We start from the raw sequence: 12,442 nt of genomic DNA on the forward strand, positions 1-12,442 counted from the left end.
GCCCGGCGTCCGGCCGCCCGGCGGCCTCGAGCCGCCCGCTGTCGGTTGCCCGGCGCCTCGAGTCGCCCGGTGTCCCGGTTGCCCGGGTCTGCTCCACGGGTTTGTGGGCGGGGCCCCGGATCCCTGATGATGATCGCGGCAAAGGCCGGGTCAGCCCCGGTGGACCGGGCCGTGAACGGCCGGTGAACGCGGGCTCCGGCCCATCCGATAGCCTCTGCCGACATGCCGCCCGGTGCCGCAGGCCGGGGCGCCCCACCATGCAGCAGACCGGCGCCGCGCGCCGGCACCCAGGGAGTGAGTTCGGTTGTCGACCGCCATCGTCACCGGTCAGCCGGTCCCCGGATCGTCACTGGAGAACGATCTGCGGTCCCTCGGCTTCGACGTGCGCGTGGCCGCCGACGCCGCCGAGACCGAGACCCTGCTCGCCGCCGTGCCGGCCGACCGGCGCGTCGCCCTGGTCGACGCCCGCTTCGTCGGCCACCCGCACGCCCTGCGCCTCGGCCTGACCGACCCGCGCTTCCCGCTCGCCGCCGTACCCGGCGCCGTCACCGCCCAGCCCGCCGCCCGGCAGGCCCTCACCCGGGCCGTGGCCCGCGCGACCTCCGCGCCCGCCCGCCCCGCCGAGGGCGGCGCCCCCGCGCTCGCCGTGGACAGCCTCGCCGACCACGTGGCCGGCGCCCTGGCGGACGACGGCGGCGCGGTGCACCGGCCCGAGCTGGGCAGCCTGGTCGCCACCGTGCCCGCCGATCCGCGGGCACGGGACGAGGCCCGGCGGGCCGTCGCCGCCGTCGACGAGGAGGCCGTCCGCCTGAAGTCGGCCGTGAAGTCCCGCGACGGCTTCTTCACCACGTTCTTCATCAGCCCCTACTCGCGCTACCTCGCCCGCTGGTGCGCCCGCCGCGGCCTGACCCCGAACCAGGTCACCACGGCCTCGCTGCTCACCGCGCTGATCGCGGCCGGCTGCGCGGCGACCGGCACCCGCGGCGGCTTCGTCGCGGCCGGCGTGCTGCTCATCGCGTCCTTCGTGCTGGACTGCACCGACGGCCAGCTCGCCCGCTACGCGCTGAAGTACTCCACCCTCGGCGCCTGGCTCGACGCCACCTTCGACCGGGCCAAGGAGTACGCCTACTACGCGGGCCTCGCCCTCGGCGCGGCCCGCGGCGGCGACGACGTCTGGGCGCTCGCCCTCGGCGCGATGGTCCTGCAGACCTGCCGGCACGTGGTCGACTTCTCCTTCAACGAGGCCAACCACGACGCCACCGCCAACACCAGCCCCACCGCCGCCCTCTCCGACAAGCTCGACAGCGTCGGCTGGACGGTCTGGGTGCGCCGCATGATCGTGCTGCCGATCGGCGAACGCTGGGCGATGATCGCGGTCCTCACCGCGGCCACCACCCCCCGCATCACCTTCTACGCCCTGCTCGTCGGCTGCGCCCTGGCCGCGGCGTACACCACGGCCGGCCGGGTGCTGCGCTCGGTGACCCGCAGGGCCCGGCGCACCGACCGGGCCGCCCGGGCGCTCGCCGACCTCGCCGACTCCGGGCCGCTCGCGAACGCGGTCCGCCGGGTGTTCCGGCGCGGCCTGCCCGGTTTCGCCGTGCCCGCCGTCGCCCTCCTCGGCGGCGCCGCGGTCGTGGCCTGCTCCGCCCTCTCGGACTTCGGCGGCGCCCTCCCGGTGGCCGGGGCCCTGGTCTACGTCCTCACCTCGGCCCTCGCCGTGGCCCGCCCGCTCAAGGGCGCCCTGGACTGGCTGGTCCCCCCGCTGTTCCGGGCCGCCGAGTACGGCACGGTCCTCGCCCTGGCCGGTGAAGCGGGGGTGAACGGAGCCCTTCCCGCCGCTTTCGGGCTGGTGGCGGCCGTCGCCTACCATCACTACGACACGGTGTACCGCATCCGCGGCAACGCCGGAGCGCCCCCGGCCTGGCTGGTGCGCGCCATCGGTGGGCAGGAGGGGCGGACGCTGCTCCTCACCGTCCTGGCCGCCGTGCTCACGGCCGCGCAGTTCAAGGCCGCGCTCACGGTTCTCGCCGTGGTCATCGCCCTGGTGGTGCTCGTCGAGAGCGTCCGCTTCTGGGTGTCCGCCGGGGCGCCCGCCGTACACGATGAAGGAGAAACCGCATGATCGGCCTCGTGCTGGCGGCCGGCGCCGGACGGCGTCTGCGCCCCTACACCGACACGCTGCCCAAGGCGCTGGTGCCGGTGGGGCCCGAGGGCGTGGAGGGCGAGCCCACGGTCCTGGACCTGACGCTGGGGAACTTCGCCGAGATCGGGCTGACCGAGGTCGCGGTCATCGTCGGTTACCGCAAGGAGGCCGTCTACGCGCGCAAGGCGGCGCTGGAGGCCAAGTACGGCCTGAGGCTCACGCTGATCGACAACGACAAGGCCGAGGAGTGGAACAACGCCTACTCCCTGTGGTGCGGCCGGGACGCGCTGCGCGACGGGGTGATCCTCGCCAACGGTGACACCGTGCACCCGGTGTCGGTGGAGAAGACGCTGCTGGCCGCCCGGGGCGAGGGCAAGCGGATCGTCCTCGCCGTGGACACGGTGAAGAAGCTGGCCGACGAGGAGATGAAGGTCGTCGTCGACCCCGCCAAGGGGATGACGAGGATCACCAAGCTGATGGACCCGGCGGAGGCCACCGGTGAGTACATCGGCGTCACCCTGATCGAGGGCGACGCGGCGCCGGAGCTGGCGGACGCGCTGAAGACGGTCTGGGAGAGCGACCCGCAGCAGTTCTACGAGCACGGCTACCAGGAGCTGGTCAACCGCGGCTTCCGTATCGACGTGGCGCCGATCGGCGAGGTCGACTGGGTCGAGATCGACAACCACGACGACCTCGCCCGGGGACGGGAGATCGCGTGCCGGTACTGACGAGGCTGATCCCCTCGCCGGTCGTCGTGGACATCCGCCCGGGTGCCCTGGACGACCTGGCCTGTGTGCTCGCCGACGAACGCATCTCGCAGTCGGGCCGGCTCGCCATCGCCGTCAGCGGCGGCTCCGGCGCCCGGCTGCGCGAGCGCATCGCCCCCACCCTGCCCGGCGCCACCTGGTACGAGGTCGGCGGCGGCACCCTGGACGACGCCATCCGGCTGGCCGGCGACATCAAGGCCGGTCACTACGACGCGGTCGTCGGTCTCGGCGGCGGCAAGATCATCGACTGTGCCAAGTTCGCGGCGTCCCGCGTCGGCCTGCCGCTGGTCGCCGTCGCCACCAACCTCGCCCACGACGGCCTGTGCTCACCGGTCGCGACCCTCGACAACGACGCGGGCCGCGGCTCCTACGGCGTGCCCAACCCGATCGCGGTCATCATCGACCTCGACGTGATCCGCGAGGCACCCGTCCGGTTCGTCCGCTCCGGCATCGGCGACGCCATCTCCAACATCTCCGCCGTCGCGGACTGGGAGCTGTCCCACCAGGTCAACGGCGAGAAGGTCGACGGCCTCGCCGCCGCCATGGCCCGCCAGGCCGGCGAGGCGGTGCTGCGGCACCCCGGGGGAGTCGGCGAGGACGGCTTCCTCCAGGTGCTGGCCGAGGCGCTGGTCCTCACCGGGATCGCCATGTCCGTGTCGGGCGACTCCCGCCCGTCCTCCGGCGCCTGCCACGAGATCAACCACGCCTTCGACCTGCTCTACCCCAAGCGCGCCGCCGCCCACGGCGAGCAGTGCGGCCTCGGCGCCGCCTTCGCGATGTATCTGCGCGGCGCCCACGAGGAGTCGGCGTACATGGCCGAGGTGCTGCGCCGGCACGGGCTCCCGGTCCTGCCGGAGGAGATCGGCTTCACGGTGGACGAGTTCGTCCGCGCGGTCGAGTTCGCCCCGGAGACCCGGCCCGGCCGCTACACCATCCTCGAACACCTCGACCTCAAGACGAACCAGATCAAGGACATCTACGCCGACTATGTCAAGGCCATCGGTAGCTGAACTCCGTCCGGTCGTCCACCCCGCGGGGGTGAAGGACCGGCGCAGCGGTGAGCACTGGGCGGGACGCCTCTACATGCGCGAGGTGTCCCTGCGCGTCGACCGCTACCTGGTCAACACCAGGGTCACGCCCAACCAGCTCACGTACCTGATGACCGTCTGCGGCGTGCTCGCGACCCCGGCCCTGCTGGTGCCGGGGATCACGGGCGCGGTGCTCGGCGTGGTCGCCACCCAGCTGTACCTGCTGCTGGACTGCGTGGACGGCGAGGTCGCCCGCTGGAAGCAGCAGTACTCACTGGGCGGGGTCTACCTGGACCGGGTCGGCGCCTACCTCACCGACGCGGCCGTGCTGGTCGGCCTCGGCCTGCGCGCCGCCGACCTGTGGGGCACCGGCCGGATCGACTGGCTGTGGGCCTTCCTCGGCACCCTCGCCGCGCTCGGTGCCATCCTGATCAAGGCCGAGACCGACCTGGTCGGCGTCGCCCGGCACCAGACCGGCAAGCCCCCGGTGCAGGAGGCCGCGTCCGAGCCGCGCTCCTCCGGCATGGCGCTGGCCCGGCGGGCCGCCTCGGCGCTGAAGTTCCACCGGCTGATCCTCGGCATCGAGGCATCGTTGCTCATCCTCGTCCTCGCGATCGTGGACCAGGCCCGCGGCGACCTGTTCTTCACCCGCCTCGGCACCGCCGTGCTGGCCGGCATCGCCCTGCTGCAGACCCTGCTGCACCTGGTGTCCATCCTCGCCTCCAGCAGGCTGAAGTGAGCGCGCCCATGAAGGTCGGTGCCGTCATCATCACCATGGGCAACCGGCCCGAGGAACTGCGGGCCCTGCTCGACTCCGTCGCCAAGCAGGACGGCGACCCGGTCGAGGTCGTCGTCGTCGGCAACGGCTCGCCCGTCCCGGAGGTGCCCGAGGGCGTACGGACCGTGGAGGTGCCCGAGAACCTCGGCATCCCCGGCGGGCGCAACGTCGGCATAGAGGCCTTCGGACCCGGCGGCCGCGATGTCGACATATTGCTCTTCCTCGACGACGACGGCCTGCTCGCCCGCCACGACACCGCCGAGCTGTGCCGCGAGGCCTTCGCCGCGGACCCCGAGCTGGGCATCATCAGCTTCCGCATCGCCGACCCCGACACCGGCGTGACCCAGCGCCGGCACGTCCCCCGGCTGCGCGCCTCCGACCCGATGCGCTCCTCCCGGGTCACCACCTTCCTCGGCGGCGCCAACGCCGTGCGCACCCGCGTCTTCGCGGAGGTCGGCGTCCTGCCCGGCGAGTTCTTCTACGCGCACGAGGAGACCGACCTGGCCTGGCGGGCGCTGGACGCGGGCTGGATGATCGACTACCGGTCCGACATGGTGCTGTACCACCCGACGACCGCGCCGTCGCGGCACGCCGTCTACCACCGCATGGTCGCCCGCAACCGGGTCTGGCTCGCCCGCCGCAACCTGCCCGCCCCCCTGGTCCCGGTCTACCTCGGCGTCTGGCTGCTGCTCACCCTGGCCCGCCGCCCCTCGGGACCGGCACTGAAGGCGTGGTTCGGCGGCTTCCGGGAAGGCTGGACCACGCCGTGCGGTCCCCGCCGCCCGATGCGCTGGCGTACGGTATGGCGACTCACCCGACTGGGCCGTCCCCCGGTCATCTGACAAGCTCGTCCCCGACGGGCCGGTGCCGCCGTGCGCGGCCCCCCGCAGGACGAACCAGACACGCGTACCCGAAGACGAAAGTTTCCACCTGTGAGTGAGACCATGCACGACGGCACGGTCGCGGTGACCGCGGCCGCGTCGCCCGACGCGGGACTGACGGCGGCCGAGCTGGCCGCCAAGTACGGGCTCTCCGTGAGCGGCGCCCGGCCCTCGCTCGTGGAGTACGTCCGACAGCTGTGGGGCCGTCGCCACTTCATCCTGGCCTTCTCCCAGGCCAAGCTGACCGCCCAGTACAGCCAGGCCAAACTCGGCCAGCTCTGGCAGGTGGCCACGCCCCTGCTGAACGCGGCCGTCTACTTCTTCATCTTCGGGCTGATCCTGCACGCCAGCCGCGGCATGTCCCAGGACGTGTACATCCCGTTCCTGGTCACCGGCGTGTTCGTGTTCACCTTCACCCAGAGCTCGGTGATGTCGGGCGTCCGCGCGATCTCCGGCAACCTCGGACTGGTGCGCGCCCTGCACTTCCCGCGCGCCTCGCTGCCCATCTCCTTCTCGCTCCAGCAGCTCCAGCAGCTGCTGTTCTCGATGCTGGTGCTGTTCGCCGTGGCGATCGGCTTCGGCAGCTACCCCGGCCTGTCCTGGCTGCTGATCGTGCCGGTGCTGGTGCTCCAGTTCCTGTTCAACACCGGGCTGGCGCTGATCGTGGCCCGCATGGGCGCCAAGACGCCGGACCTCGCGCAGCTGATGCCGTTCCTGCTGCGTACCTGGATGTACGCCTCCGGTGTCATGTTCTCGATCAACAACATGCTGGCGGGCCGCCCCGAGTGGATCGTCCGGGTGCTCCAGGTCAACCCGGTCGCGATCTACATGGACCTGATGCGGTTCGCCCTGATCGACGGCTACGGCTCGTCGCACCTGCCGCCGCACGTGTGGGCCATCGCCCTGTTCTGGGCCGTGGTCTTCTTCGCCGGCGGCTTCGTGTACTTCTGGAAGGCGGAGGAGCGGTACGGCCGTGGCTGAGCAGCACAATCAGGACCGGCGCCCGACGGTCATCGCGGACGATCTGCACATCGTCTACCGGGTCAACGGAGCCAAGTCCGGCAAGGGCAGCGCGACGGCGGCCCTCAGCCGCATCCTCCGGCGCGGCGAGGAGCGGGGCGTGCGCAAGGTGCACGCCGTGCGCGGCGTGTCCTTCGTCGCCTACCGCGGCGAGGCCATCGGCCTGATCGGCTCCAACGGCTCCGGCAAGTCGACCCTGCTGCGCGCCGTGGCCGGCCTGCTGCCCGCGGAGAAGGGCAAGGTCTACACCGACGGCCAGCCGTCCCTGCTGGGCGTGAACGCGGCCCTGATGAACGACCTCACCGGCGAGCGGAACGTCATCCTGGGCGGTCTGGCCATGGGCATGTCCCGGGAGCAGATCAAGGAGCGTTACCAGGACATCGTCGACTTCTCCGGCATCAACGAGAAGGGCGACTTCATCACCCTGCCGATGCGCACCTACTCCTCCGGTATGGCGGCCCGGCTGCGTTTCTCCATCGCCGCCGCCAAGGACCACGACGTCCTGATGATCGACGAGGCGCTGGCCACCGGCGACCGCAAGTTCCAGCAGCGCTCCGAGGAACGCATCCGGGAACTGCGCAAAGAGGCCGGAACGGTCTTTCTGGTCAGTCACAACAACAAGTCGATCCGCGACACCTGCAACCGCGTGTTGTGGCTGGAGCGCGGTGAACTGCGGATGGACGGACCCACCGACGAGGTCCTGAAGGAGTACGAGAAGTTCACGGGCAAGTAACCCGTTTCGGCCAGGGCCCCGTCGGAATTTCGTCCGGCGGGGCCCTTCCACTGCAAAGGAAACGTCAACTCGGCCCAGCTTCAGGAATCTTGGAGCCAATCGGTGTGTTGTTGTGATGTGCGGGACACCCCGACGATGGGCGCCACGTTGTACAACGTAAGCTGTACCGGTGCCGGAAACCGGCAAGTGCGGCCATAATGCGCGCCTTCCCTTGCGGAGGTGTCTTCGCGCATTGCGGGGCGGCGTGTCCGAAATAGTGTGTATTGGGTCGGCAGTGTAGAACGGGAGATGTGACGGCAATGGCTACGGAAACGCCCCAGCTCAACGCAGCGTGTGCCGTCCCCGCCCCGGGCAGCGTCCGATGACGGCCACCGATACGGCGTCCGGCCTGGAACGCGCCACCCTGGACAAGGCCGCGAGCGAGAACTTCCCGGTGGCCCCCTTCTTCCTGCCCCGCGCCTGGCGCGCCGACCTCATGGCGGTGTACGGCTTCGCCCGCCTCGTGGACGACATCGGCGACGGCGACCTCGCCCCCGGCGGCGCCGACGCCCGCGCGCTCGGCGTGTCGCCCGCCGAGGCCACCGACCGGCTGCTCCTCCTCGACGCCTTCGAAGAGGACCTGCGCCGGGTCTTCGACGGCACGCCGCACCACCCGCTGCTGCGCCGCCTGCAGCCCACCGTCCGGCGCCGCGCCCTCACCCCCGAGCCGTTCCTCGGGCTGATCGCCGCCAACCGCCAGGACCAGCTCGTCGCCCGGTACGAGACCTACGACGACCTCCTCGCCTACTGCGCGCTGTCGGCCAACCCCGTCGGACGCCTCGTCCTCGGCGTCACCGGCACCTCCACCCCCGAGCGGATCCGGCTGTCCGACGCGATCTGCACCGCGCTGCAGATCGTGGAGCACCTCCAGGACGTCGCCGAGGACCTCGGCCGCGACCGGATCTACCTGCCGGCCGAGGACATGAAGCGCTTCCACGTCCAAGAAGCTGATCTTGGCCAAAAAAGCGCGGGCGCATCAGTGCGCGCCCTGGTTGCATACGAAGCACAACGCGCCCGCGATCTGCTGGATGAAGGCGCTCCCCTGGTGGGTAGCGTCCACGGCAGGCTGAAGCTGCTGCTCGCGGGGTTCGTGGCGGGGGGAAGGGCGGCGATCGAAGCGATCACCGCCGCCGGATTCGACGTACTTCCCGGCCCGCCCAGACCCGGCAAGGTCCAGTTGCTGCGTGAGGTGGGCGTGATCCTGCGAGGAGAGGGGTGATCCGGACCGTGGAGTCTGCGCCGCACGTGTCCGCACCGGTACTCGCCGCCTACAGCTACTGCGAGGCCGTCACCGGGCAGCAGGCCCGTAACTTCGCGTACGGCATCCGGCTGCTGCCGGCGGCCAAGCGCCGCGCCATGTCGGCGCTGTACGCGTTCTCCCGGCGCGTGGACGACATCGGCGACGGCGGCCTAACCGACGAGGTCAAGCTGTCGCGGCTCGAGGACACCCGGGCGCTGCTCGCCCGGATCCGCGCCGGAGAGGTCGAGGAGGACGACACCGACCCGGTGGCCGTCGCCCTCAGCCACGCCGCGCGGGCCTTCCCGATCCCGCTCGGCGGCCTGGACGAACTGATCGACGGCGTCCAGATGGACGTGCGCGGGGAGACCTACGAGACCTGGGACGACCTCAAGCTGTACTGCCGGTGTGTCGCCGGTGCCATCGGCCGCCTCTCGCTCGGCGTGTTCGGCACCGGACCCGGCGCGCGCGGCGCCGAACGCGCGGCCGAGTACGCCGACACCCTCGGCCTCGCCCTCCAGCTCACCAACATCCTCCGCGACGTCCGCGAGGACGCGCTCGGCGGCCGTACCTACCTGCCCGCCGACGACCTCGCCAAGTTCGGCTGCTCGGCCGGCTTCCGCGCGCCGACCCCGCCGGAGGGCTCCGACTTCGCCGGCCTCGTCCACTTCGAAGTACGGCGCGCCCGGGCCCTTTTCGCCGAGGGCTACCGGCTGCTGCCCATGCTCGACCGGCGCAGCGGTGCCTGCGTCGCCGCGATGGCCGGCATCTACCGCCGGCTGCTCGACCGCATCGAGCGCGACCCGGAGGCCGTGCTGCGCGGCCGGGTCTCGCTGCCCGGACACGAGAAGGCGTACGTCGCCGTGCGCGGCCTGTCCGGCCTCGACACCCGCCATGTCGCCCGGGGCTCCGTCCGGAGGCGCGCCTGATGCAGCGCACCGAACCGGAGCCGGCCGGAGAGGACGGCACGCGCCAGGCAACCCTCCACCCCGGCGCGGCGTCCCTGACTGCGGCGGCTGTCCGTGCGCCCCGTGCCCGGCATGCCCGCGCCCCGCGAGGGCGCGGGGCCGTGTCCGGCGCGCGGCCGCCGGCGCGCGGGCAGGACCGCCCGCACGGCCGGCCACGACGAAGCCGCGGACGAAGGGCGGCCCGCACCGGTTCGGCCCGCGCAGCGCTCGCACGGAAGGACGCACGATGAGCGACGGCTCACCCCACCCCGCACCGGCACCGGCCGCCCCCTCGCCGACGGCCGCCCGCAGCGCGGTCGTGGTCGGTGGCGGACTCGCCGGGATCACCGCGGCGCTCGCCCTCGCCGACGCGGGCATCCGGGTCACCCTGCTCGAAGGCAGGCCCAGGCTGGGCGGCCTCGCCTTCTCCTTCCAGCGCGGCGAACTGACCGTCGACAACGGCCAGCACGTGTACCTGCGCTGCTGCACCGCCTACCGCTGGTTCCTCGACCGGATCCAGGGCGCGGCGCTGGCACCGCTGCAGGACCGCCTGGACGTGCCCGTCGTCGACGTCGCCAAGCCCGTGGGCCGGCGGCTCGGCAGACTGCGGCGCGACCCGCTGCCCGTCCCCCTCCACCTGGGACGCAGCCTGGCCGCCTATCCGCACCTCTCGCTCGCCGAGCGCGCCGCCGTCGGGCGGGCCGCGCTCGCGCTGAAGGGGCTCGACCTCGCCGATCCGACCCTGGACTCCCAGGACTTCGGCAGCTGGCTGGCCGCGCACGGCCAGTCCGCGCGCGCCATCGAGGCCCTGTGGGACCTGGTCGGGGTCGCCACCCTCAACGCGGTCGCGGGCGACGCCTCGCTGGGGCTCGCCGCGATGGTGTTCAAGACCGGTCTGCTGTCCGACCCGGGCGCGGCCGACATCGGCTGGGCCCGCGTCCCGCTGGGCGAACTGCACGACCGGCTGGCCCGCAAGGCGCTCGACTCCGCGGGCGTCCGTACCGAGGTCCGTACACGCGTCACCTCCGTCTCCACCAACGACAACGGCGGGTGGACCGTCCGAGTTCCCGGCGAGACGCTTTCCGCGGACGCCGTCGTTCTGGCCGTGCCCCAGCGCGAGGCCCACGACCTGCTCCCGCCCGGCGCCCTGGACGCGCCCGAACGGCTGCTGGAGATCGGCACCGCGCCGATCCTCAACGTCCATGTCGTCTACGACCGCAAAGTGCTCGCGCGCCCCTTCCTCGCGGCGCTCGGCACCCCGGTGCAGTGGGTGTTCGACCGCACCGACGCCTCCGGACTGCTGAAAGGCGGGCCCGAAGGGCCTTCGGACAAGGGTGGTGGCGGGCGACGGGCGGGCCAGTACCTGGCGCTGTCCCAGTCGGCCGCGCAGGACGAGATCGACATGCCGGTGGCCGAACTCCGCGAGCGCTATCTGCCCGAGCTGGAGCGGCTCATCCCCGGCACCCGCGCCGCCGAGGTGAAGGACTTCTTCGTGACCCGGGAGCGCACGGCCACGTTCGCCCCCGCCCCCGGCGTCGGACGCCTCAGGCCCGGCGCCCGGACCAAGGCCCCCGGCCTGTACCTGGCCGGAGCGTGGACCGCCACCGGGTGGCCCGCGACCATGGAGAGTGCGGTCCGCAGCGGAGTGAGCGCGGCCGACGCCGTGCTCGGCACCCTGGGCCGGCCCCGACCCCGCCACCTCTTCGAGTTCGAGGAGGCGGCCTGATGCCCGGTCGGAGGGCGAACGCCCCCGCACCCCCGGTACCGCAACCAGAGGAGAGATTGTGCCCACTGTGCCCCCGGCCGCGACGCCCGCTCGGAGGCCCGCGGTGGACGTGACCGCGCTCCTGGAGCGCGGCAGGAACCTGGCCACACCGGTGCTGCGGGCGGCCGTCGACCGCCTGGCCCCGCCCATGGACACCGTGGCCGCCTACCACTTCGGCTGGATCGACGCCGCCGGCAACCCCGTGGACGGCGACGGCGGCAAGGCCGTCCGCCCCGCGCTGGCCGTGCTGTCCGCCGAGGTCACCGGTGCCGCGCCCGAGGCGGGCGTGCCCGGCGCGGTCGCCGTCGAACTCGTGCACAACTTCTCGCTGCTGCACGACGACCTGATGGACGGCGACGAGCAGCGCCGGCACCGCGACACCGTCTGGAAGGTGCACGGCCCCGCCCAGGCCATCCTGGTCGGCGACGCCCTGTTCGCCCTCGCCGGCGAGGTCCTGCTGGAGCTCGGCACGGTCGAGGCCGGCCGCGCCGCCCGTCGGCTGACCGCGGCCACCCGCGCCCTGATCGACGGCCAGGCCCAGGACATCTCCTACGAGCACCGCGACCGCGTCAGCGTCGAGGAGTGCCTGGAGATGGAGGGCAACAAGACCGGTTCCCTGCTCGCCTGCGCCTCCTCCATCGGCGCGGTCCTCGGCGGCGCCGACGACACCACCGCCGACGCCCTGGAGCGCTACGGCTACCACCTCGGCCTCGCCTTCCAGGCCGTGGACGACCTGCTCGGCATCTGGGGCGACCCGGAGGCCACCGGCAAGCAGACCTGGAGCGACCTGCGCCAGCGCAAGAAGTCCCTGCCGGTCGTCGCCGCCCTCGCGGCCGGCGGCCCCGCCTCCGAACAGCTCGGCGAGATCCTCGCCGCGGACGCCAAGAGCAGCGACTTCGAGAACTTCTCCGAGGAGGAGTTCGCGGCCCGCGCCGCCCTCATCGAGGAGGCCGGAGGCCGCGAGTGGACGGCCGCCGAAGCGCGCCGTCAGCACACCATCGCCATCGAAGCCCTCGACGCCGTGGACATGCCCGACCGGGTGCGGGACTCCTTCACGGCGCTCGCCGACTTCGTCGTCGTACGAAAGAGATGATCACCATTGGC

At 72.6% G+C, this 12,442-nt stretch carries 11 protein-coding genes; all 11 read left to right on the plus strand.

Translation table 11 applies throughout. The features are described from left to right. The first annotated feature begins 304 nt into the window (after positions 1–304). Complete coding sequence (locus HB370_RS33280) at positions 305–2,122, plus strand: DUF5941 domain-containing protein (RefSeq protein WP_030788658.1); 1,818 nt, start codon at positions 305–307, stop codon at positions 2,120–2,122. Further along, entirely contained in the window at positions 2,119–2,871 is a 753-nt protein-coding gene (locus tag HB370_RS33285) for a phosphocholine cytidylyltransferase family protein (RefSeq protein WP_167513060.1), read from the plus strand. The genes HB370_RS33280 and HB370_RS33285 overlap by 4 nt, the downstream gene beginning before the upstream one ends. Further along, positions 2,859–3,920 (plus strand): iron-containing alcohol dehydrogenase family protein, encoded by a 1,062-nt coding sequence (locus HB370_RS33290; protein ID WP_030792650.1) that lies wholly within the window; start codon positions 2,859–2,861, stop codon positions 3,918–3,920. The genes HB370_RS33285 and HB370_RS33290 overlap by 13 nt, the downstream gene beginning before the upstream one ends. Beyond that, on the plus strand, positions 3,898–4,677 hold the full coding sequence (locus HB370_RS33295) for a CDP-alcohol phosphatidyltransferase family protein (RefSeq protein ID WP_078637786.1): 780 nt from the start codon (positions 3,898–3,900) through the stop codon (positions 4,675–4,677). The genes HB370_RS33290 and HB370_RS33295 overlap by 23 nt, the downstream gene beginning before the upstream one ends. Continuing rightward, the gene (locus HB370_RS33300; RefSeq protein ID WP_037703100.1) at positions 4,674–5,558 is read left to right on the plus strand and encodes a glycosyltransferase; all 885 of its coding nucleotides are present in this window, start codon (positions 4,674–4,676) and stop codon (positions 5,556–5,558) included. Before HB370_RS33295 ends, HB370_RS33300 begins: the two co-directional genes overlap by 4 nt. A 90-nt stretch (positions 5,559–5,648) precedes the next feature. After that, entirely contained in the window at positions 5,649–6,578 is a 930-nt protein-coding gene (locus HB370_RS33305) for an ABC transporter permease (protein WP_030792658.1), read from the plus strand. Continuing rightward, positions 6,571–7,350, plus strand: a complete 780-nt coding sequence (locus tag HB370_RS33310) for an ABC transporter ATP-binding protein (RefSeq protein WP_030792661.1) — start codon at positions 6,571–6,573, stop codon at positions 7,348–7,350. The genes HB370_RS33305 and HB370_RS33310 overlap by 8 nt, the downstream gene beginning before the upstream one ends. A gap of 361 nt (positions 7,351–7,711) precedes the next feature. Beyond that, on the plus strand, positions 7,712–8,608 hold the full coding sequence (gene hpnC, locus HB370_RS33315; protein WP_030792664.1) for a squalene synthase HpnC: 897 nt from the start codon (positions 7,712–7,714) through the stop codon (positions 8,606–8,608). Further along, a complete protein-coding gene (hpnD, locus tag HB370_RS33320) occupies positions 8,605–9,555 on the plus strand; it encodes a presqualene diphosphate synthase HpnD (protein ID WP_030792667.1) in 951 nt (316 codons plus the stop codon). Before hpnC ends, hpnD begins: the two co-directional genes overlap by 4 nt. Positions 9,556–9,820: 265 nt before the next feature. Then, complete coding sequence (gene hpnE / locus HB370_RS33325) at positions 9,821–11,299, plus strand: hydroxysqualene dehydroxylase HpnE (RefSeq protein WP_030792670.1); 1,479 nt, start codon at positions 9,821–9,823, stop codon at positions 11,297–11,299. A 67-nt stretch (positions 11,300–11,366) separates the two neighbouring features. After that, positions 11,367–12,431 carry a polyprenyl synthetase family protein gene (locus tag HB370_RS33330; RefSeq protein ID WP_030792673.1) on the plus strand — a complete coding sequence of 355 codons (1,065 nt, stop codon included), beginning with the start codon at positions 11,367–11,369 and terminating at the stop codon, positions 12,429–12,431. The last annotated feature ends 11 nt before the right edge of the window (positions 12,432–12,442 follow it).

The organism is Streptomyces sp. DSM 40868 (assembly GCF_011820545.1).
Classification (GTDB): domain Bacteria; phylum Actinomycetota; class Actinomycetes; order Streptomycetales; family Streptomycetaceae; genus Streptomyces; species Streptomyces eurythermus.

Coding starts and splice junctions, on each gene's coding strand:
- hpnC (WP_030792664.1), top strand. CDS start 7,712: ATGACGGCCACCGATACGGCGTCCGGCCTGGAACGCGCCACCCTGGAC.
- HB370_RS33285 (WP_167513060.1), top strand. CDS start 2,119: ATGATCGGCCTCGTGCTGGCGGCCGGCGCCGGACGGCGTCTGCGCCCC.
- hpnE (WP_030792670.1), top strand. CDS start 9,821: ATGAGCGACGGCTCACCCCACCCCGCACCGGCACCGGCCGCCCCCTCG.
- HB370_RS33295 (WP_078637786.1), top strand. CDS start 3,898: ATGTCAAGGCCATCGGTAGCTGAACTCCGTCCGGTCGTCCACCCCGCG.